The organism is Paraburkholderia sp. FT54 (genome assembly GCF_031585635.1).
GTDB lineage: Bacteria > Pseudomonadota > Gammaproteobacteria > Burkholderiales > Burkholderiaceae > Paraburkholderia.
This window is the reverse complement of the sequence record NZ_CP134195.1, coordinates 1,911,341-1,931,683: the sequence shown is the minus strand read 5'-3', so window position 1 is coordinate 1,931,683 and position 20,343 is coordinate 1,911,341. Positions and strand designations below refer to the sequence as shown.

Here is a 20,343-nt window from a genome sequence, read left to right as displayed (position 1 = left end):
ATTGAACGCGGTCAGCTTTTGATGGCCACCGGCGCGTCGACGTCATGCGCCTTCAGACCGGACACCGTTACACGCAAGCCGCGCCGGCCCTCGTTGTTGCGCAGCGAAAGGTCCATCTGATGCCGCTCGGCGATGCGCGACACGATCGCGAGCCCGAGGCCGCTACCCTCGCCTTGCGCCTCTTCGCCGCGATAGAAACGGTCGAAGACCCGTTCGAGTTCGGCCTCCGGAATGCCCGCGCCGGTATCGACGACCTCGAAGCCGACGCGCGTACCGGCTCGCTTCAATATCACATCGACGCGGCCGCCGCGCGGCGTATGCCGGATCGCATTGTTGATCAGATTGCCCAGCAGCACGCTCAAGCCGTGCGGCTCGGCCAGCACGGTATAAGCATCGCCCTCCGTGCGCGCGCCCTCGCATTCCAGACCGATGTCGATCTCCTTCGTTTCCGCCAGCAACGAAAAATCACCCACGGCCTGCTCGCCGATCCGGCGCAAACTGATCGGCACCATCGACGTGACCGGATGCGAGTCTTCACGCGCCAGCGTCAGCAGTTGCTGCACCAGGTGAATGATGCGGTTGACGCGCCCTTCGACGCGTTCCAGCGTTTGCCCTTCGCCCTTTAGCGAACCATCGCGTGACGCGGCCTGCAATTGCAGCTTCAGCGCGGCGAGCGGCGAGCGCAACTCGTGCGCGGCGTCGGCGATAAACGTGCGCTGCGCCTGCGACGCCGTGTGCAGCCGCTGCAACATATCGTTGAGCGCTTCCACCAGCGGCTTGATTTCGACCGGCACGCTGCCGTCCAGACGCAGCGGTTCGAGCGAATCGATCGTACGAGTGGACAGCGCGCGCGACAAGCCGCCGATCGGCGCCAGCCCACGCGCCACCACCAGCAGCACCAGCACGATCGTGACCGGCACCAGCACGCCGAGCGGCCAGAGCGTGTGCAGCGCGAGTTGCATCGCGAGGTCTTCGCGCACGGAGATGGGCTGCGCCACCTGGATATAACGCTGCGCCTGCTGCACGGCGAATGTGCGCCAGTGATACTCGCCGCGCTCCACCGTGTTGAAGCCCGCGGGCTGACGCGGAAACACCGGCGCCTCCAGCGAGTGATAGATCAGCTTGCCGGCAGCGTCCCAGATTTCGATGACGACCCGGTCGTCGGCCAGCCCGCCGAGGTCGGGATCGCGATGTTCGCCGTCGCCCACGCCGGCGAGATTCGACGGCAGCGACAGCGCGATCGTGCGCAGCTCGTAGTCGAACAGTTCGCTCGCCTCCTTGCGCGCCGTATGGAAGATGCCATAGCCGGCCACGCCCGAGGCAGCCGCCAGACCGAAAATCAGCCAGCCCAGCAACCAGCGGCGAATCGACGTCATCAGCACCTCTTCAGACGGTAGCCCACGCCGCGCACGGTGACCACCTGATCCGCGCCGATCTTGCGCCGCAAACTATGCACGTGCACTTCGATGGTATTGCTGCCCACTTCCTCGCCCCAGCCGTACAGCTTTTCTTCGAGCTCGGCCTTGGTGAACACTCGCGTCGGCTCTTCGATCAATGCCTGCAGCAGCGCGAATTCGCGCGGCACGAGCGGCAACGATTCGCCCGATTTGGTGACTTCGTGCGCGGCGGGGTCGAGTGTGAGCTCGCCATGCGCGTACACCGGCTGCTTCTGGCCGGTGCGGCGCCTGAGCAGCGCGCGCACGCGCGCGGCCAGTTCGTCGAGGTCGAATGGCTTGATCAGATAGTCGTCGGCACCTGCGTCGAGGCCGCGAATGCGTTCGTCGACGGCGTCGCGTGCCGTCAGGATGATGACCGGCGCGGCGCCGCCATTCTTGCGGTAGACGTTGAGGACGTCGATGCCGTCCTTCTTCGGCAAGCCGAGATCGAGCAGCACGAGGTCGTACACACCGTTGCCGAGCGACAGCTCCGCCGCGCGGCCGTCTTCGGCCCAGTCGATCGCGTAGCCGGCGCGGCGCATCGCGCCCAGTACCGTTTCCGCAATCATGTCGTCGTCTTCGACCAGTAGCAGACGCATGGCCTCTCCTCTCCCGTGTTGGCCCCGGCATTGTCCAGCCCGGTAGCTTAACGCTTCCTTATGGCTTGCTTATGTCTTGCTGAAGGGACGCTGAAGGGACGCTTAAATTGGGGTTAAGCGTGTCTTAAGCAGTCCATCCGCAGAATCGCCTCCTGTTCCGCGGCATCCCTGCGCGGATTCCCCACTTCTTCGTTCAGGAGCCGGACTTTGCCCGTTCTCAATGCCGCGACGGCGGCTATATCGGCGAGCGCGCCTGTGTTCGCCGCGGCGGCCAAGCCCGCGGTCAAACACACTCCGCGACCCTACGAACGGCTGCGCGCGTTCGTGCCGCTCTGCGTGTTGCTGATGGGCGGCTGCGCGTCGTATCACCGCGAGCCGCTCGCGCCGCAGGACACGTCCACCTCGGCCCATTCGCTCGAACGCATCCGCATCGATTCGTCGAGCATGCCGTTGCCGGAGCTGGCCGCGCATCGCTTCGATCCGTCCGACGGGCTCGATATCGACGAGGTTGCCATGCTCGCGGTGGCCAACAATCCCGACCTCAAGCTGGCCCGCGACGACCTCGGCATCGCCCGCGCGCAAGCCTACTCGGCGGGTCTGCTGCCGGATCCGCAATTGAGCGTATCGAGCGATTACCCCGGCCAGCTCGACACCGTACGCGCGTTCAGCTACGGGTTGAGCATGGACGTGATGGCGATCGTCCTGCGCAGCGCCAACAAGCAATCCGCCGATGCCACCGTGGCCAAAACCGATCTCGGTCTGCTGTGGCAGGAATGGCAGATCGTCGCGCAGGCTCGGCAGCTGTTCATCAAGACGCGCTTCCAGCAGGACACGCTGCCGCTTTTGCAGCGTGAGCGCGACCTCGCGCGCACGCGCTACGAACGCATGGCCGAAGCGCGCCGCGACGGCAACCTCACCGACGACACGCTGAATGCAGCGCTGCTCGCCTATAGCGACGCACGCAAGCAATTCACCGATGCCGAGCGCGCAACCGAGCAAACGCACCACGACCTGAACGCGCTGCTCGGTGTTTCGCCCGACGTGCACTTGCAACTCACCGGCAGCGAAGACATCGAGCCGCTCGCCGACACGACGCTCGACGCCGCGCTCGCCGGACTGCCTCGGCGGCGCCCTGATCTGATCGCGCTGCAAGCGGGCTACGAGGCCCAGGAACAGAAATATCGCGCCGCGATCCTCAGCCAGTTTCCGAGTCTGTCCGTGGGCTTCGTGCGGGCACGCGATACCTCGAACATCTACACGAGCGGCTTCCAGATCAACCTCAGCCTGCCGATCTTCAACCGCAACCAGGGCAACGTCGCGATCGAGAAGGCGACCCGCCAGCACTTGCGCGATGAATATCAGGCGCGGCTGAACAACGCTTACGCGGACGTCGCGCATCTGCGCGCGGACAACACGATCCTCACGCGGCAGTTGCAGCAGACCGAGGCCGCCTTGCCCGATGTCGACGTTGCCGCCCGGCACGCGGCCGCGGCCTACGCGGAACACAACCTCGCGCTCGGCGCCTACACCGATGCGCAAAGCGCCGCGCTCACCAAACAGATCGACGTCGCGACGTTGCGCGAGTCGCTTGCCGAACAACGCGTCGGCTTGCAGGCGCTGCTGGGCAGCGCGATTCCCGATGCCTATTCCTCCGCTTTGACCTACTCCGATAACCATGCGAAATAGCCTCACTTCAGCGCTGCGGCCGCGCATCGCCGCTGGCGCGATCCTGATTGCCGGCGCCACGGTGCTATGCGCGGGCATTCATGCGTCACATGCCGCGGCGCCCGCCGCCGATGCCGCCGAGCAACCCGTGGTCGCTGTCCAGACCGTGCACGTGCAGCGCGCCGAGATCGCGCAGCCGGTGCGGGCCTATGGCATCGTCGCGGCATCCGCGTCGAACCTCACCACCGTCAATCTGCCGTACACCGCGCGCATCGCGCAGATGCGCGTGCAACCGGGGCAAACCGTGACGCGCGGCGCGCCGCTCTTCGTCGTGCAAGCCGACCCGGCCGCCGTGCTCGCGGCCACCCAGGCGAAGAGCGCCGTGACGCTCGCACAAGGCGAGCTGGCGCGCACGCAATCGCTGTACGACAAAGGGCTCGCAACCCAATCGCAACTCGCCGGCGCCCGCAAGGCCGCCGACGACGCGCAGCAGGCCCTCGCCGCGCAGAATCAGACCGGCGTGGCAAGCGGCAACAAGATCATCACGGCGCCCAACGATGGCGTGGTGCTGCAAGTCACAGCCGCTCAGGGCGACCAGGTGCAGCCCGGCGCGGCGATCCTGCAACTCGCCGGCGGCAGCGGCAAGGACGCGCGCGCCAACGTGATGCTCGGCGTCGAACCCGCCGACGCCGCCGCGATCCACGCCGGCGACACCGTCACGTTGCACGGCCTGTCCACGTCGCTCGCGAAGATTTCGGCGAACGGTCACGTGGCGCTGGTCGGCGCTTCGGTGGATCAGCAGAGCCAGCTCGTCGATGTCGGCGCGAACGTGCCGCTCGAACAGACAGCCTTCATTCCCGGCACGCGCGTGAGCGCCGACATCGCCACCCACAACGGCACGCACTGGATCGTGCCGCGCGCCGCCGTGCTGAAAGACGACAAAGGTGCGTACGTGTTCCAGATCACGCCGCAGAACAAGGCGCGCCGCGTGGCGGTGACCACCGAGGTCGAGAACGGCGAGCGTTACGGCGTGGATGGCCCGCTCGACGCCGCCCAGGGACTCGTGGTCAGCGGCAACTATGAATTGAAGGACGGCATGGCGGTGCAAACCAGCGGAGGCGCGCCGCGATGAATTTCGGTCAATGGATGCAGAAGCACCGCCGCTCGCTGCTGTTCGTGATCGCGTTGCTGGCGATCGCGGGCGCACTGACCGCGTTCCGTCTGCCGATCTCGCTGTTCCCGAACGTCGCTTTTCCGCGCGCGGTCGTCTCCCTCGACGCGGGCGACCGTCCCGCCGAACAGATGGCCACGCTCGTCACGATGCCCGTCGAGGAAGCGTTGCGGCGCGTGCCCAACGTGCGCGACGTCGAATCGAAAACGAGCCGCGGCGCGGCCGAAATCTCGATCAACTTCGACTGGGGCACCGACATGGCGCAAGCCACCTTGCAGGCACAGTCGGCCATCAGCGAGATTCTCGCGACGCTGCCGCAAGGCACCTCGATGCAGGTGCGGCGCATGGACCCGACCGTGTTTCCGGTGCTGGCGTATAGCCTCACTTCGCAGCAGCAGTCGCTCTCCGCGCTGCACGATCTCGCGCAATTTCAGATGCGGCCTTTGCTGTCGTCGGTAGAAGGCGTGGCGCGCGTCGACGTGACGGGCGGCGCGCAGGACGAGTTCGAAGTCGCGATCGATCCCGCGCGTCTCGCCGCCTACAAGCTCTCGCTCGCCGATGTGTCGAAGGCGATCGGCGCGAGCAATGTGCTGATGGCGAACGGCCGCATCGAGGATCACTACAAGCTCTACCTCGTGATCGCCAACACCACCATTACGCGGCTCGACGAACTGCGCAATGTCGTGGTGTCGGCCGGCGGCGCGACGCAGATCCGCCTCGGCGACATCGCGACCGTGCGCCAGGGCGTCGTGCCGCAATGGATGCGCGTCACCGCCGACGGCCAGGATGCCGTGCTCATCAACGTGTATCAGCAGCCGGGCGCGAACAGTGTGGCGATGGCCAAGGCGATCCGCGCGAAGCTCGCCGACTTCCAGCATCAGATGCCGGCCGGCGTGCATCTGTCGAATTGGTACGACCAGAGCGAACTGGTGATCGCCTCGGCCACCAGCGTGCGCGACGCGATCATGATCGGCGTGGTGCTGGCGGCGTTGACGCTGTTCGCCTTTCTGCGCAACTGGAAGATCACCGCGATCGCCGTCGCGCTCGTGCCGGTGGTGATGGCCGCGACGATCCTGCTGCTCGACGTGTTCGGCATGGGCTTTAACATCATGACGCTCGGCGGCATGGCCGCCGCCGTCGGTCTCGTGATCGACGATGCGATCGTGATGATCGAACACATCGTGCGACGCATGCGTGAAGGCGGCGCACGCGCGTTTCATGGCCGCGTGATGGCGGCGGCGCTCGAATTCACGCGCCCGCTCGCCGGGTCGTCGGCGGCGACGCTGATCATTTTCGTGCCGTTGGCGTTTCTCTCCGGCGTGACGGGTGCGTTCTTCAAGGCGCTCTCCGTGACCATGGCGAGCGCCCTGTTCATTTCGTTTCTCGTCACGTGGCTCGCGGTGCCGATTCTGTGCGACCGCTGGCTGAAACCGAAAGACGCCGAGGAACACCAGGAAACCCGCTTCGCCTCGTGGATGAACCGGCGCTACGCGTTTCTGGTGGAGCGCGTCACGGCGCGGCCGGTGCTTGTGCTGCTCGGTTTGCTGCCGCTGATCGTGGTGGCCGCGTTCGCGTTCACGCGCGTGGGCAGCGGTTTCATGCCGAGCATGGACGAAGGCGGTTTCGTGCTCGACTATCACACTGAGCCGGGCACGTCGGTGACCGAGACCGACCGGTTGATGAAGCAGATCGAAGGGATCATTCGCGCAAATCCGAATGTCGCGACGTATTCGCGCCGTACCGGCGCCGGTCTCGGCGGCGACCTGAACGAACCCAACAAGGGTGACTTCTTCGTGCGGCTGAAGTCGGGCAATCGCGAACCGATCGACACCGTGATGGAAGAAATCCGCTCGAAGGTCGAAACTCAGGTGCCGGGCGTGAGTATCGAACTCGCGCAGTTGATGGAGGACTTGATCGGTGACCTGACGGCAGTGCCGCAGCCGGTCCAGATCAAGATCTATTCCGACGACCCGAACACGCTCGACACGACCGCGCGCAAGGTCGCGGCGCAGATCGGCAAGATTCAGGGCGTGGTCGATGTGAACGACGGCATCAATCCCGCCGGCGACGCACTCGAATTACACATCCGTCCCGAAGCGGCGGCCGCCGAAGGCATGGACCCGCAGTCGATCGCGCAGGCCGTGTCCGATATGGTGGAAGGCAATGTGGCCACACAATTCCAGAGCGGGCCGAAAACGGTCGGCGTGCGTGTGCGCGTGGCCGGCGCGATGAAGCTCACCGATACGCAACTGGGACAGTTGCAGATTCGCGCGCCCGACGGCCATCTGTTCGCGCTCGCTCGCGTCGCCGATCAGGTGACGGTGACCGGTCAGCCGGAAATCAGCCGCGACAATCTGAAACGGATGGTGGCGGTGACCGCGCGCATCGACGGCCGCGATCTGGGCTCGACGATTGCCGACGTGCAGAAGACGCTCAGCGACAAGAGTCTTTTGCCGAGCGGCGTGTACTACGAATTGGGCGGTCTGTATCAGCAGCAGCAGATTGCGTTCAAAGGGCTGCTGAGCGTGTTCGGCGCGGCAATCGCGCTGGTGTTCGGCTTGCTGCTGTTTCTGTACGAGCGCTTTCGCGTCGCGCTGGCGGTCATGGCGATGCCGTTGCTGGCGGCGGGCGCGGTGTTCATCGGCTTATGGATCACCGGCATCGAGTTGAACATCTCCGCGATGATGGGGATGACGATGATCATCGGCATCGTGACCGAGGTGGCGATCTTTTATGTGTCGGAGTTGCAGGGGCTCGTGCGCGACGACGAGATGCCGTTCGAGGAAGCGCTGCTGAGCGCCGGGCGCAATCGCCTGCGTCCTATCGCCATGACGACGATTGCCGCGATTCTGGCGCTGCTGCCGCTGGCTTTTGCATTGGGGCAAGGGTCAGCGATGCAGCAGCCGCTGGCGATCGCGATTATTTCCGGGTTGATCGTTCAGCTGCCGCTGGTGTTGTTGTTGCTGCCGGTGTTGTTGAAGTTGTTGATGAAGAAGGAGGCGATTTAAGCTGCGATTCGCGGCCTGCGCGGCATTTCCCATCTGTGCGCCTGTGGTTCGCCGCGGGCGCACAGGCGAATCAGCTGGCGTTCAGCACGTCTCCAAACCCGCCCACCCGCACCCCCGCCGCCCGAATCGCCATCGCAACCCTCGGCGACAACAACGCACGCAATTCGTCCTCGTGCCGATACATCCTCATCCCGTCACTCAACGCCCTTTCCCCCGCCACGGCAGGATGGCAGTAAATCTCCCCCACCCCGTGCGGCAGATCGGCAAGCGCCGCCAGCCACGCCGCCTCGTCCATCCGGCCGCTGTCCGCGATCCCCACTACATAATCGTTATGCGCGATGCCGGCGCGATCCAGCCGCGCCTTGACGCGCGCGATCCACGGCCGCAACCACAGCGGCGCATTCGCCTCGAATGGCAGGCGCATCGCCTTCATCCCATACTCGCGGCCGATCTCCAGAATCAGTCCGAGCACCGTCGGGTGCACATGAAAATGCTTGTGCGTGTTGACGTGATCGAGCGTCAGACCGGTCTGCGCAAAGGCATCGAACTGCGCGCGAATTTCCCGCGCAAGCTGCTTGCGCACATGCGGTAAAAAGAAGAACCGCACGCCGTCGCGCACCATGTTGTCGCCGAAGCGGCCGTGCTCGTCGAGCAACGCGGCAATGCCCGCGCGCGGCGTGACCGCGTCGCCGTCGGCCAGCACCAGATGCAGGCCGACGCGCAGCCGCGGCAACGCACGGGCGCGCGCCACCGCGTCGCCGGCAGCCGGTGCGCCGATCATCAGGCTCGCGGCGCTCAGCACGCCCTCGCGATGCGCCCGCTCGACCGCCTGGTTCACTCGCGCGTGCAAGCCGAAATCATCGGCGGTCACGATCAATGCGCGTGGCTTAGCCGCCATCCGACGCCTCCATCACATCCATCACCTTCAACGCGCCATTGCGCGTGGCCCTCGACGTGTAAGCCTCGACGGGCACGCGCGCACCGCGCCATATCACATGCGAACCGAACACGGCGACGCACCACTGTAACGCCAGCAACGTATCACGCAACGGCACCAGCGGCAGATCACGCCAGAACGTACGCTCACGACGCGCCGAGCGCAGATGCATCAACAGACGCGCGGCGACGCCGGCGGCCGTGCCGGTTGCGCTCATGAACGCGGCCCACGCGTGCATGGCGCCGGACGAACCGGACGCGAGGCCGGCGGTGAGCCACGCGCCGGCCACCAGCCAGGGCGTGGGAAACGTGATGAAGAGAAATGCGAAACCCGGCGCATTCACCGAGCGAATCGTACGCAGCCAGCGTGTTTCGCGCTGCCACAAGGCGGAAAAGGTCGGCTCGATCACGTCGGTGGCCACCATCACGCGCGAGAGCACGGTTTGCAGACCGAGGGCGCGCACGTGTTCGGCCAGCCAGTAATCGTCCGCGAGACAGTTTTTCAGGGCCTCGAAACCGCCGATGCGCTCGAGCGTCGCGCGCCGCAACGCGAGCGTCGCACCGAAGCCGAAGCGACGCGAGCCGGCCGCGTGCGCGACCCGCACCGACGGCGCGAACCATTCGTTGATGAAGAGCGCGCCCACGCGCGGCCAGAAGCCGCCGATGCCCCGCGCCACATAGAGGCACGTGACCACGCCCACTCGCGGATCCGCGAGCGGCGCGGCCACGCTGTCGAGATAATCGGCTTCGACGGCAATGTCGCTATCGGCAATCACGATCACGTCATGGCGTGCCCGCGACGCCATGTTGATCAGATTGCTGACCTTGAGATTGCTGCCGTGCACGCGCGTGTCGATCGCGAGTTCGATGTCGTGTAATGGATAGGCGGCCTGCAGGCGGCGCACCACGGCAATCGCGGGATCGTCCGGCGAGGACACGCCGAGCACGAGTTGGAAATGCTCATGACGCTGATCGCAAAAGGTCCGCAGATTGTCGTACAGACGCGGCTCGGCGCCGCACAGCGGCTTGAGTACGCTAACGCCGGCACGCGCGAAACGATGCAGCGGCTGCGAAGCTTGCGAGGCGGAATAAGAGGCACGGCCCGTAGCGCCGCGGCGCGAGCCGAAAAACGGCATCGCCACCGCCGCCAGCAACGCGTAAAGCGACGCGCAGGCGCAGCCGGCTAGCAGGATCCATTGGGATGCCGTCACTGCGTGCGCCACCATCGTCCGGTTCCGTCAGTGCTCGGCCAGCACGAACGCTTTGCCGGTCAGGCGCAGATGAAGAATCACGAGCCAGCGCCGCGGACAATCCGACGCGATCGCGACCGGCCGCGCAAGGCGGTTGGTGCCAGTCGCGTAGTGGCCCTGCAGCGCGAGCTGGAAGGCGGCGTGCGCGAACTGGCGCGTCACGATCACGCCGCTCACGATCACGGCGACGGCGAGCAGCTGGAACGGCATGGAGCTGAGGGCATGCTGCGAAACCGGCAGCACCAGCAGCGCGAGGCATGCGAGCACCTCGGCGCCCATGGCGGTGAGCGAAGCCACCATCAGGTGGGCGCGCAGCATGTCGACGGTGGCTGGCTTCATGGCGGGGTCTCGTGACCTGACGAAATGCGCAGCGCCTTGATTCGGCGCGACTCGTTGGCGTGGAAAAGCACCGGCTGTCCATCCCATCGATGTGCTTACGATTGAACTGCAATGACGTCGCAACAGCCCAGCCGCCGCGTGCCCGCAATGACACCGCGACAGCGACCTGTTGAGGGCCGATAGTAGCGATTCAAGCTGAAGGAAACCTTAAGGAACAAGGCGTATAAAGCGGGGGATGAACAGCATGGTTAAACTTCGGATTACGGTCCGGCGCCTGCTTGAATATCGCGGCTGCCGTGCAATGAAACATCGAACGGGAATAACGGACTCATGCGTGTACTCCTCGTAGAAGACGACGATCTGATCGGCTGCGGTATCGAAGCGGGACTGCGTCAGGCCGGCTTCACGGTCGACTGGGCTCGTGACGGCTACAAGGCCGGTCTCGCGCTCGACACCACCGCCTACGCGCTGGTGGTGCTCGATCTCGGCCTGCCCCGCGTCCCGGGCATGGAACTGCTGAAACAGCTGCGCGATTCGGGCAAGGACGTGCCGGTGCTGGTGCTGACCGCGCGAGGCACGGTGGTCGACCGTGTCAACGGCCTCGAAGCGGGCGCCGACGACTATCTCGGCAAGCCATTCGATCTGACCGAACTGGTCGCCCGTTGCAGGGCCTTGCTGCGCCGCGCGCAGGGGCGCAGCGTCGAGCAGATCCGCTATCAGGACCTGACAGTCAACCCGGCCGCGCAAACCGTCGAAGTGGGCGCGACGCGCGTGTCGCTCACCTCGCGCGAATGGGCGATCCTGATGCAGTTGCTGACCAACCAGGGGATTCCCCAGTCGCGCTCGCGTCTCGAAGAAAGCCTGTATGGCTGGCAGGAAGAAATCGAGAGCAACGCGATCGAGGTGCACGTGTCCAATCTGCGCAAGAAACTTGGCGCCAAGCTGATCAAGACAGTGCGCAATATCGGCTACGTGGTGGAGAAAGAATGATGGGCGCGTCGATTCGCCGGCGTCTCGTGTTGTTGGTGCTCACCAGCATCGCGCTGGTCTGGGGCGTTGCGCTGGTGTCGAGTTATCGTCAGGCCACACGCGAAGTCGCCGAATGGGAAGAGGCGCGTCTCGCGGAACTCGCGCAGATTCTCGCCCTGCTCGATCAGCGCAATCTGACCACGCTCGCCAACGCGCGCATCGACGTGCGCGAGGAAGAAAAAGGCGGCGAGCCCGGCGCCAACGACAGCGACGACGACGACGCGCTGCCGCGCGACGCGCTGTTCCAGGTGCGTGGCCCGAACGGCGAGGTGCTCGCGGGCAGCCCGCCATTGCGCAAGCTCAAGGCCTGGGATCTGCCGGTGCCGCCGGTCAGCGGCACGCAGGACATCATGCTCGGCGGCCAGATGTATCACTCGTTCACCCTGCGCGACACCGCGCTCGGCCACACGGTGCGCGTCTTCGAACCGGCCAATACACGCAGCGACCTGGTGAGCGGCGTCGCGAGCCGGATCGCCCGCCCCACGCTGGTCGGACTGCCGGTGCTGGCGGTGCTGGTATGGTTCAGCATCGGCTGGAGTCTGGCGCCGCTCAGGCTGCTCTCGCGCGCCATCCGTTCGCGCGACGTCAACCGGCTGGAGCCGGTCGACATCGGCCGCGCGCCGATCGAGGTGCGTCCGCTCGTCGATGCGATCAATCTGCTGCTGTCGCGTTTGCTGCACTCGTTGGAGCGCGAACGCGCGTTCACCGCCGATGCCGCGCACGAACTGAAAACGCCGCTGGCCGCGATCAAGGTGCAGGCGCAAGTCGCGCTGGCGGAACAGGACACCGCGCGCCAGCGGCTGGCAATGGAGCGCGTGGTGCAAGGCGTCGATCGCAGCGCGCGGCTCGCGGAGCAATTGCTGCTGCTCGCGCGTCTGGACGTGCATGAAAAAATCTCGACGGCGCCGCTCAGACCGGCAACGGTGGCGAAAGACGCGCTGCTCGCCAACGAGCGCAACGCGCAGCAGAAAAACATTCACGTCATGCTGTCGGGCGACATGCGCGCCGAGATCGACGCGGAGCCCGTGCTGATCGGCATCCTGCTCGACAATCTGCTCGATAACGCGATCAAGTACGGGCACGTCGGCGGCAGCATCGAAGTGGCGGTGCAGCATGCGCAAGACTGGGTGCAGGTGACCGTGCGCGACGACGGCCCCGGTGTCGCGCCGGGCGACCTCGACCGTCTGACGAATCGCTTTTTTCGCGCGACCGGCAATCAGGCCACCGGCAGCGGACTGGGTCTTTCGATCGTCGCGCGGATCGCGGAGCATTTCGGCGCGAGCTTGCGGCTGGGCACGGGTATCGGCGAGCGTGGGCTCGCGGTCGAGGTGTCGTTTCCCGCTTATGCGCAGGCGGGCTGAGGAGAATACGGAAGCGGCCTCGCATCGACGCGTCTCGCTTGTGCGGGTGCGCTTTCCCGCGCGCGCGCCCCATGTGCCGTGGTGCCTTGGTGGTCCTGCGCCGCGCGCCGTTTGTCTTTAAGGCGCGCGCTCGAACGCACTCTCCGGCGCACGATTCGACGACTCCGCGAATTGCCACGCAATGAGGCCCGGCACGAACATCACGAGGTCGCGAATCCGGCGCGCGGCGGCTAGCGCGAGACAGGTGGAAGGATCGAGGCCCAGCGCGCCGCCGATCAGAATGAAGCCGCCCTCCTGCACGCCGAGCCCGCCCGGCACAAAGAAGGCCGCGCTGCTGATCGCCTGGATCAGCGATTCGATCACCACCGCTTCCACGAGCGTGACCTGCACACCGAGAAAGTACAGGGCCAGCCAGATTTCCAGCGACGTGAGGAAGCACTGCAGCGGTTGCCAGAAAAACAGATAGCGCAGCACCACGCCACGCCGGCGCCAGATCAGCTTGATGACCTGATCGATCTGCGCCGATTGCCCAACCAGCGCGGCGAGCTTGCCGCTCGTCATATGATTGAGCGCGCGCGTGATGCGCTCGAACGGACTCGCGTGCTGCACCAGCGCGAACAACACCAGCAACGGCGTGAGCACCACCACGCCCCACGCCAGTTGTCCGGCGAGCCGCAGCGTGTCGGAATGCGCGTGCGCGAACAGAAAGCCGATGCCGACCATGGTGAAGAGCAACTGGCTGATCACCGTGAGCTGCATATCGACGATGATGCTGCCCACCGCCATGGACGGCCGCACGCCCCAGCGCTTGAGCATGCGGAACGACACCACCTCGCCGCCGATGCGCGCCACCGGCAGCATGCTATTCACCGATTCGCGCACCCACGCGAGGTGCAGCATCTTGACGAGACCGGGACGGTTCGCGCCGCGAATCAGCGAGCGCCAGTCGCAAGCGTTGGCGAGCATCGGCAGCACGTGCGCGAGCGCCGCCAGCAGCAGGCCCGCGCCGGCCGCGCGCAGCGCGCCGAGCACGGCGCCGGGATTGTCCTGCCAGACGAGCCAGAGCGACACCAGCAAGCCCGCTAGCGCGGCGATGCGGCCGAGATGCTTCGTCACGCGAGCACCTCGTGCGCGCGCGTCAGGCGCGTTGCCCTGCTTTTCACCACTACTTTAAAAACCCTGCGCATCATGACCGATCCGTGCTGCCGTTCATTCGTCCTGTGCCGCCGACAACAGGCCGTCGCCATCCACCTTGAAGCTGAAGCCTCGCCAGATCACGCGCGACGACCAGAAACTCGCGACGAAAATCGCAAACGATACGATATCCCATAACGGCAGCAGCCACAGGTCGCGATGCGCTTGCTTCAGCGCGCGATCGGATAGCAGCTTCAAGGCGAGCCGCGAGCCCATGGCGGCCAGCGCGAGCGACCACGCCCACCAACCGCCGGCCGAGAAGACGACCGCGAGCAGCGCGAACGCGAACGGATGAACCAGCGCTGAGCCGAGATGCCCGAGCGGATCGATGCGGCGAATGGTGCGGCTCCAGCGCAACTCATGCGCGATCAGTTGCGCCGCGCTCGATTCGACGCACGCATGCGAAATGGTGAACGGCGGAATCACCACCTTCTCGCCGATCAGGCGCACCGCTTCGCCGATCGCATGGTCCTCGGCCAGATGCTGCACGAACGGCGTAAAGCCGCCAATTTTGTCGAGCGTATCGCGCCGCATCGCAATGGTCTGCCCGAAGCACGGGCGCGCGAGCCCGAGCGCGAGACCGGTCACGACACCCGGCAGGAACTGGTAGTTGGTCGCCTTGGCCGACAGGCGCGGCCAGAAACCCGGATCGGGCTGCCCGCGATACGCGCAGGTGACCAGTCCCACGCCCGGCTTCTGCAACTCGCCGATCACATTGCGCAAATAGTCCGGGCCGACGCTCACGTCGCTGTCGGCGAATACGAGCACGTCGTGCCGCGCCTGCGGCAGCATGTTGAGAATGTTGCTGATCTTGCGGTTCGGGCCGTACAGACGCTCGTCGGCCACGACGGTGATGTCCGCTTCGGGAAAGAGGCGCCGCAGATCGTCGACGGTTTGCAGCGCCGGATCGGCCGAGTCGTGCACGCCGAACAGGAATTGCACGGGCCCGGGATAATCCTGCCGGCAGAAGCTCGACAGATTGGCAAGCAGCGCCCACTCATTGCCGTGCAGCGGTTTGACGATCGTGACCGGCGGAAAGGCGCTCGGCTCGGACACCGCTCGCGCGAAGAACCGGCCGATCAACGCGCCGGCGAGCACGGTGTAGCCGATGCCGAAAACTGCGCCCGCCGCGCACGCATAGGCGAGCGTGACGGCGAGCAGGTGCGCGGCGCTCACGCCTCGTGGGCGCGCAGGAAACGGAAGAATTCCACGCCTTCGCGCAAGCGCCGTTTCATCATGTCCCAGCTCGTCAACATCTCACGCAGGATTTCCCAGATTTTCGACGGGCGGAAATAGAAACGCTTATAGAAGTTTTCGAGCTGATGGTAGATCTCGTCGCGCGACAGATGCGGATAGCCGATCGCCGCAAGCTGCACGCCTTCCTTGCTCACGAGGTTGATCACCTTGTTCTCTTCGAGCCAGCCGTTTTCGACCGCCTGGTTATAGAGTGTCGTGCCCGGATACGGCGCGGCAAGCGACACCTGGATCGTGTGCGGATTGATCTCCTTGGCGTACTCGATCGTCTTCTGGATCGTGTCCTGCGTTTCGCCCGGCAGACCGAGAATGAAAGTGCCGTGAATCTTGATGCCAAGCTTGCGGCAATCGTCGCTGAAGCGGCGCGCGATGTCAGTGCGCAGACCCTTCTTGATGTTCAGCAGGATCTGGTCGTCGCCGGATTCGTAGCCGACCAGCAGAAGACGCAGGCCGTTGTCCTTCATGATCTTGAGCGTGGAGTACGGCACGTTCGCCTTCGCGTTGCACGACCACGTCACACCTAGTTTGCCGAGGCCGCGAGCGATTTCCTCGACGCGCGGCTTGAAGTCGGTGAAGGTGTCGTCGTCGAACATGATCTCCTTGACTTCAGGCATGTTGTCGCGAATCCACTTCACTTCCGCCAGCACGTTCTCGACCGAACGCGTGCGGTAGCGATGCCCGCCCACGGTTTGCGGCCACAGACAGAAGGTGCACTTCGAGCGGCAGCCGCGGCCCGTGTAGATCGACACGTACGGGTGCTTCAGATAGCCGATGAAGTAGTTGTCGATCTTCAGATCGCGCTTGTACACCGGAGCCACGAACGGCAGCTCGTCCATGTTCTCCAAGATCGGGCGCGCTTCGTTGTGCTCGATCGAACCGTCACGGTTGCGATAGCTGAGCCCTTTGATCTGCGCGAACGGCTTGCCCTCGGCGATTTCCTGGCAGGTGAAGTCGAATTCCTCGCGACAGACGAAGTCGATCGCCTCGGTCGCGGTCAGCGAATTGTGCGGATCGACCGCGACCTTCGCGCCGACCATGCCGATCAGCAGCGACGGCTTGCGCTTTTTCAGGTCTTCCGCGAATAACGCGTCGGTGGGAAAGGACGGCGTGCTGGTGTGGATCACCACCAGATCGTATTGCTGCGCGATGTCGAGCGATGCCTCGACCGACAGACCGTCGGCGGGCGCGTCGAGCACGCGGCTATCCGGCACCAGTGCCGCGGGCTGCGCGAGCCACGTCGGATACCAGAATGAGCGGACTTCACGCTTGGCCTGATAGCGCGAACCCGCGCCACCATCGAAGCCGTCATACGACGGCGCCTGCAAGAACAGGGTTTTCATGGATGCTCCAGCAAGCCTTGAATCGGCGCTTTCAGTTCTCAGTCAACATACTATCGGAACTATTGCCCGCCAGGGAGGCGGGGGAATCCAGCAAATACTACGGAGCAAAGCTGAAGGAAACCTTAAGGAAAATCCGGGTGCTGACGATGCCGGCGGCGCGGTTCCCTATGCTTCGGAAAGCGTCGGAAAGCTTCGGAAAGGCCTTCGTAACAGGCGTCGCGATAGGTGCGCCGGAGAGGATCGTGCGGGCAAAACGCACGCGGCGCTTCATGTCACGCGTGTGAACGAGCCGCTTTTTTCGGTGTATGGACCGCGCGCAACGGTGGCCGGCCGCACGCGTTGCACGCGCGAACCGGCCACGACTTCAGACCGGCTTGATATCCGCCGCCTGCTTGCCCTTCGGCCCCTGCTTGATCTCAAAACTGACCTTCTGGTTTTCCTGCAAGGACTTGAAACCTTCGGAACGAATCTCCGAGAAGTGGGCGAACAGATCTTCGCCACCGTCGTCGGGAGTAATGAAGCCAAAGCCTTTCGCGTCGTTAAACCATTTCACTGTACCGGTTGGCATGTCGATTCCTCTGTGCATCTGGGTTGAGTGGGCTGCATTCGCCGCAAGTCCGCGCCGGTTCCTGCCACCGCTGCTCGACTCTACGCTTCTTTGCACGGCATTGCTTCGCCCGGTTTTCTGCCGCCGCAGCAGCCAAGCAGCAAGACACATGCCGCGCACCACGTCAGGGCGGACCGCCAGTGCGATTTCGCACAATCAGATAAGATGTTTGGCTATCGGCAGTCCATCCTCGGCCGCGCACGTCCAGCCCAATGTTTCACGACCGCGCGGCCTGTCGTTTTCCCCTACACAGGAACCCCAGCATGGCCACCTCGAGCTATACCGATACCCGACTTCTGATCAACGGCGAGTGGTGCGACGCCGCCAGCGGCAAGACCCTCGACGTCATCAACCCTGCTACCGGCAAGGCCATCGGCAAAGTGGCGCACGCGGGCATCGCCGACCTGGACCGGGCGCTGGCCGCCGCGCAACGCGGCTTCGAAGCCTGGCGCAAAGTGCCGGCCAACGAGCGCGCCACGACCATGCGCAAGGCCGCCGCGCTGGTGCGCGAGCGCGCCTCGGACATCGGCCGCCTGATGACGCTGGAACAGGGCAAGCCGTTTGCCGAAGCCCGCGTCGAAGTGCTGGCGGCGGCGGACATCATCGAGTGGTTCGCCGACGAAGGCCGCCGGGTCTACGGCCGGATCGTGCCGTCGCGCAACCTCGCGGCGCAGCAACTGGTGCTGAAGGAACCGATTGGCCCGGTCGCCGCCTTCACGCCGTGGAACTTCCCGGTCAACCAGGTCGTGCGCAAGCTGAGCGCCGCGCTCGCATGCGGCTGCTCGTTCCTCGTCAAGGCGCCGGAAGAAACCCCGGCGTCGCCGGCCGCGCTGCTGCAGGCGTTTGTCGAAGCAGGCGTGCCGGCGGGCACGGTCGGCCTCGTGTTCGGCGATCCGGCTGAAATTTCGAGCTATCTGATTCCGCATCCGGTGATCCGCAAGGTCACGTTCACCGGCTCGACGCCGGTCGGCAAGCAACTGGCGGCACTGGCCGGCTCGCACATGAAGCGCGCGACGATGGAGCTGGGCGGCCATGCGCCGGTGATCGTGGCCGAAGACGCCGACGTAGCGCTCGCGGTGAAGGCCGCGGGCGGCGCGAAATTCCGCAATGCCGGCCAGGTCTGCATCTCGCCGACGCGCTTCCTGGTGCACAACAGCATCCGCGAAGAATTCGCCGCGGCGCTGGTCAAGCACGCTGAAGGCCTCAAGCTGGGCGACGGCCTCGCCGAAGGCACCACGCTCGGCCCGCTCGCCAACGCACGCCGTCTCACGGCGATGAGCAAGGTGCTCGACGACGCGCGCAAGACCGGCGCCAAGGTCGAAACGGGCGGCGAGCGCGTGGGCTCGGAAGGCAACTTCTTTGCGCCGACCGTGCTGACCAACGTGTCTCTCGAATCGGACGTGTTCAACAACGAGCCTTTTGGCCCGATCGCCGCGATTCGCGGCTTCGACAAGCTCGACGAAGCGATCGCCGAAGCCAACCGTCTGCCGTACGGTCTGGCGGGCTACGCGTTCACGAAGTCGTTCACCAACGTGCATCTGCTGTCGCAGCAACTGGAAGTCGGCATGCTGTGGATCAACCAGCCGGCCACGCCGTCGCCGGAAATGCCGTTCGGCGGCGTGAAGGATTCGGGCTATGGTTCGGAAGGCGGCCCGGAGGCCATGGAAGGTTATCTGGTCACCAAGGCGGTAACGGTGATGTCGGTTTAAGGCGGACCGAGGCGGCTTACCGGCCGCCTCCTTTTACGCCACCGTACCGGGTCCGCGAGCTATTGCTCGCGGACCTTTTTTATTGTCATGAACGATACGATCTCAAGGCTCATCCAGCCTACTGCTGACTGGCAAGACCGCTGAGCTCCGGCCGCTCTTCGGCAGGCACACGCACGAGGTCTGCTCGACGCCGCCGCGAACGGGTAACGGTGGACTATGAAACTGACGCTTGCCCCCGGACCCGGCACCGTCAGCGCGAGCGAGCCGCCATCACCCTGCTCTACACATGCACGTCACGCTCGTTGAGCGGCGGTGTATTCGCCGCCGCGAACTCCTCGCGTAACGCATCGCGCGCATGATGCCGGCGCACCCACATCGCGGTGAGGATCGGCACCAGAATGGCCGTCACGAGACAGGCCGTCGCGACCATCGCGGTCGCGGCCGGCACCAGCGGCCTGAAGCTCGGAATCATCTCGCCGATGATCGCCGGATTCGCCACCGCGGCCCCCGCCGTTGACGAAGCCGCCAACCCCGCCGCGCCATTGCCGCCCGCGATCCAGCGGTCGGCGAGAATCAGCGGAATGCCCGTCACGACGATCACGCCGAGACCCAGCACGATGCCCGGCAAGCCGCTTTTCGCGATCACGCTGAGGTCGATGCCGTTGCCGAGCGCGAAGCCGAAGAACGGAATCAGCGGATGCACGCAACGGCCGAAGAATTCGCGCAGTTCGCCGTCCAGATTGCCCAGCGCGAAGCCGATCAGAAACGGCAGCACGGCGCCGACAAAAAGCCGCGGCTCGAAGAACGCCACGCCGGTCGCGCCGAGAATGATCATGCTGACAAGCGGCCCCGATTCGATCGACATCAAAACGAAGGCGCCCGCCTCTTCCTTGGTCCCGTATTGCTGCATCACGGCCGCGTAGAGGCCGCCGTTGGTCATGTCCATCGACGTCGTGATCGCCAGCACCGAGAGACCGGCAAAGAGCCCCGCCTTGACGCCGTCGATCGGAATGAAGTGCGAGGCGATGATCGTCGCGATCCACGCCACGAGCATTTTCGTCACCAGCAGGGTGCCCGATTTGCGCAGCACCGTGCCGGTCGCCCGCAGATCGATGGTCGCGCCCATGCAGAAGAACCACACCGCCAGAATCGGCACGGTGCCGCTGATCAAGCCATTGGTGAACGAGCCGAAGTACTTGCCCGCGCCCGGCGCAAACGTGTGGACGCAGGCGCCGAGCAGCAACGGCACCAACATCAGGCCGCCAGGAATGCGGTCGATGGCCTTCTTGAGCTTCATGCCTCCTCCATGGACTTCGCGTCCAGTTATCGGGTAATTCACCCTGGGTAATGTCCCGTTCTGGCGCCGGGCTGTTCCCTTTCGGCGCAATATAGCATCAGAATAGGAACGGCGTTCCGATTCCGTGAGAAATTGCGCTCATCGTTTA

At 65.0% G+C, this 20,343-nt stretch carries 17 protein-coding genes; 6 read left to right on the top strand and 11 right to left on the bottom strand.

All coding sequences use genetic code 11. The features are described 5' to 3' along the window. Window positions 1–11: 11 nt before the first annotated feature. Window positions 12–1,376, bottom strand: a complete 1,365-nt coding sequence (locus tag RI103_RS09060; RefSeq protein WP_310814997.1) for an ATP-binding protein — start codon at window positions 1,374–1,376, stop codon at window positions 12–14. Beyond that, a complete protein-coding gene (locus tag RI103_RS09055; RefSeq protein WP_310814996.1) occupies window positions 1,376–2,035 on the bottom strand; it encodes a response regulator in 660 nt (219 codons plus the stop codon). The genes RI103_RS09060 and RI103_RS09055 overlap by 1 nt, the downstream gene beginning before the upstream one ends. 207 nt (window positions 2,036–2,242) lie before the next feature. On the opposite strand from RI103_RS09055, the gene RI103_RS09050 reads away from it, so the two are divergent. The 3 genes from RI103_RS09050 to RI103_RS09040 are packed head-to-tail and all read left to right on the top strand — an operon-like array spanning window position 2,243 to window position 7,879. After that, complete coding sequence (locus RI103_RS09050; RefSeq protein WP_310814995.1) at window positions 2,243–3,721, top strand: TolC family protein; 1,479 nt, start codon at window positions 2,243–2,245, stop codon at window positions 3,719–3,721. After that, window positions 3,711–4,832 (top strand): efflux RND transporter periplasmic adaptor subunit, encoded by a 1,122-nt coding sequence (locus RI103_RS09045; RefSeq protein WP_310814994.1) that lies wholly within the window; start codon window positions 3,711–3,713, stop codon window positions 4,830–4,832. The genes RI103_RS09050 and RI103_RS09045 overlap by 11 nt, the downstream gene beginning before the upstream one ends. Beyond that, window positions 4,829–7,879: an efflux RND transporter permease subunit gene (locus tag RI103_RS09040; protein ID WP_310814993.1), complete on the top strand. Its 3,051-nt coding sequence runs from the start codon at window positions 4,829–4,831 to the stop codon at window positions 7,877–7,879. The genes RI103_RS09045 and RI103_RS09040 overlap by 4 nt, the downstream gene beginning before the upstream one ends. Before the next feature lie 70 nt (window positions 7,880–7,949). On the opposite strand, the gene hpnK is transcribed toward RI103_RS09040, so the two are convergent. The 3 genes from hpnK to RI103_RS09025 are packed head-to-tail and all read right to left on the bottom strand — an operon-like array spanning window position 7,950 to window position 10,404. Continuing rightward, window positions 7,950–8,777, bottom strand: coding sequence for a hopanoid biosynthesis-associated protein HpnK (gene hpnK / locus RI103_RS09035; protein WP_310814992.1), 828 nt, complete (start codon window positions 8,775–8,777; stop codon window positions 7,950–7,952). After that, entirely contained in the window at window positions 8,767–10,041 is a 1,275-nt protein-coding gene (hpnI, locus tag RI103_RS09030; RefSeq protein WP_310814991.1) for a bacteriohopanetetrol glucosamine biosynthesis glycosyltransferase HpnI, read from the bottom strand. Before hpnI (RI103_RS09030) ends, hpnK begins: the two co-directional genes overlap by 11 nt. Window positions 10,042–10,053: 12 nt before the next feature. After that, the gene (locus RI103_RS09025) at window positions 10,054–10,404 is read right to left on the bottom strand and encodes a hypothetical protein (RefSeq protein ID WP_310814990.1); all 351 of its coding nucleotides are present in this window, start codon (window positions 10,402–10,404) and stop codon (window positions 10,054–10,056) included. A 330-nt stretch (window positions 10,405–10,734) separates the two neighbouring features. Here RI103_RS09025 and RI103_RS09020 point away from each other — a divergent pair, with 330 nt between their 5' ends. Together RI103_RS09020 and RI103_RS09015 are read left to right on the top strand one after the other, a co-directional pair. Further along, window positions 10,735–11,394: a response regulator transcription factor gene (locus RI103_RS09020; RefSeq protein ID WP_310814989.1), complete on the top strand. Its 660-nt coding sequence runs from the start codon at window positions 10,735–10,737 to the stop codon at window positions 11,392–11,394. Beyond that, window positions 11,391–12,794, top strand: a complete 1,404-nt coding sequence (locus RI103_RS09015) for an ATP-binding protein (RefSeq protein WP_310814988.1) — start codon at window positions 11,391–11,393, stop codon at window positions 12,792–12,794. The genes RI103_RS09020 and RI103_RS09015 overlap by 4 nt, the downstream gene beginning before the upstream one ends. Before the next feature lie 117 nt (window positions 12,795–12,911). Here the strand turns inward: RI103_RS09015 and RI103_RS09010 are convergent, their stop codons facing one another. The 5 genes from RI103_RS09010 to RI103_RS08990 all read right to left on the bottom strand — a co-directional run bounded on the left by RI103_RS09010 (window position 12,912) and on the right by RI103_RS08990 (window position 17,150). Next, window positions 12,912–13,910 (bottom strand): lysylphosphatidylglycerol synthase domain-containing protein, encoded by a 999-nt coding sequence (locus tag RI103_RS09010; RefSeq protein WP_310814987.1) that lies wholly within the window; start codon window positions 13,908–13,910, stop codon window positions 12,912–12,914. 93 nt (window positions 13,911–14,003) lie between these two features. Further along, window positions 14,004–15,164 (bottom strand): bacteriohopanetetrol glucosamine biosynthesis glycosyltransferase HpnI, encoded by a 1,161-nt coding sequence (hpnI, locus tag RI103_RS09005; protein WP_310814986.1) that lies wholly within the window; start codon window positions 15,162–15,164, stop codon window positions 14,004–14,006. Next, complete coding sequence (hpnJ, locus tag RI103_RS09000) at window positions 15,161–16,582, bottom strand: hopanoid biosynthesis associated radical SAM protein HpnJ (RefSeq protein ID WP_310814985.1); 1,422 nt, start codon at window positions 16,580–16,582, stop codon at window positions 15,161–15,163. The genes hpnI (RI103_RS09005) and hpnJ overlap by 4 nt, the downstream gene beginning before the upstream one ends. A gap of 97 nt (window positions 16,583–16,679) precedes the next feature. Continuing rightward, the gene (locus RI103_RS08995; RefSeq protein WP_310814984.1) at window positions 16,680–16,853 is read right to left on the bottom strand and encodes a hypothetical protein; all 174 of its coding nucleotides are present in this window, start codon (window positions 16,851–16,853) and stop codon (window positions 16,680–16,682) included. Window positions 16,854–16,946: 93 nt separating this feature from the next. Beyond that, window positions 16,947–17,150 (bottom strand): cold-shock protein, encoded by a 204-nt coding sequence (locus RI103_RS08990; protein WP_007181784.1) that lies wholly within the window; start codon window positions 17,148–17,150, stop codon window positions 16,947–16,949. Window positions 17,151–17,452: 302 nt separating this feature from the next. On the opposite strand from RI103_RS08990, the gene RI103_RS08985 reads away from it, so the two are divergent. Continuing rightward, entirely contained in the window at window positions 17,453–18,898 is a 1,446-nt protein-coding gene (locus tag RI103_RS08985) for an NAD-dependent succinate-semialdehyde dehydrogenase (protein ID WP_310814983.1), read from the top strand. A gap of 280 nt (window positions 18,899–19,178) precedes the next feature. On the opposite strand, the gene kdgT is transcribed toward RI103_RS08985, so the two are convergent. Further along, window positions 19,179–20,195, bottom strand: a complete 1,017-nt coding sequence (kdgT, locus tag RI103_RS08980; protein WP_310814982.1) for a 2-keto-3-deoxygluconate transporter — start codon at window positions 20,193–20,195, stop codon at window positions 19,179–19,181. Between the last annotated feature and the right edge of the window lie 148 nt (window positions 20,196–20,343).

What these genes read in the sequence shown, in the direction of transcription:
- hpnI (WP_310814991.1), bottom strand. Translation starts at nt 10,041, where the DNA reads ATGGTGGCGCACGCAGTGACGGCATCCCAATGGATCCTGCTAGCCGGC.
- RI103_RS08995 (WP_310814984.1), bottom strand. Translation starts at nt 16,853, where the DNA reads ATGAAGCGCCGCGTGCGTTTTGCCCGCACGATCCTCTCCGGCGCACCT.
- RI103_RS09040 (WP_310814993.1), top strand. Translation starts at nt 4,829, where the DNA reads ATGAATTTCGGTCAATGGATGCAGAAGCACCGCCGCTCGCTGCTGTTC.
- RI103_RS09015 (WP_310814988.1), top strand. Translation starts at nt 11,391, where the DNA reads ATGATGGGCGCGTCGATTCGCCGGCGTCTCGTGTTGTTGGTGCTCACC.
- hpnK (WP_310814992.1), bottom strand. Translation starts at nt 8,777, where the DNA reads ATGGCGGCTAAGCCACGCGCATTGATCGTGACCGCCGATGATTTCGGC.
- RI103_RS08985 (WP_310814983.1), top strand. Translation starts at nt 17,453, where the DNA reads ATGGCCACCTCGAGCTATACCGATACCCGACTTCTGATCAACGGCGAG.
- RI103_RS09025 (WP_310814990.1), bottom strand. Translation starts at nt 10,404, where the DNA reads ATGAAGCCAGCCACCGTCGACATGCTGCGCGCCCACCTGATGGTGGCT.
- RI103_RS09055 (WP_310814996.1), bottom strand. Translation starts at nt 2,035, where the DNA reads ATGCGTCTGCTACTGGTCGAAGACGACGACATGATTGCGGAAACGGTA.
- kdgT (WP_310814982.1), bottom strand. Translation starts at nt 20,195, where the DNA reads ATGAAGCTCAAGAAGGCCATCGACCGCATTCCTGGCGGCCTGATGTTG.
- RI103_RS09045 (WP_310814994.1), top strand. Translation starts at nt 3,711, where the DNA reads ATGCGAAATAGCCTCACTTCAGCGCTGCGGCCGCGCATCGCCGCTGGC.
- RI103_RS09020 (WP_310814989.1), top strand. Translation starts at nt 10,735, where the DNA reads ATGCGTGTACTCCTCGTAGAAGACGACGATCTGATCGGCTGCGGTATC.
- RI103_RS09060 (WP_310814997.1), bottom strand. Translation starts at nt 1,376, where the DNA reads ATGACGTCGATTCGCCGCTGGTTGCTGGGCTGGCTGATTTTCGGTCTG.
- RI103_RS08990 (WP_007181784.1), bottom strand. Translation starts at nt 17,150, where the DNA reads ATGCCAACCGGTACAGTGAAATGGTTTAACGACGCGAAAGGCTTTGGC.
- hpnJ (WP_310814985.1), bottom strand. Translation starts at nt 16,582, where the DNA reads ATGAAAACCCTGTTCTTGCAGGCGCCGTCGTATGACGGCTTCGATGGT.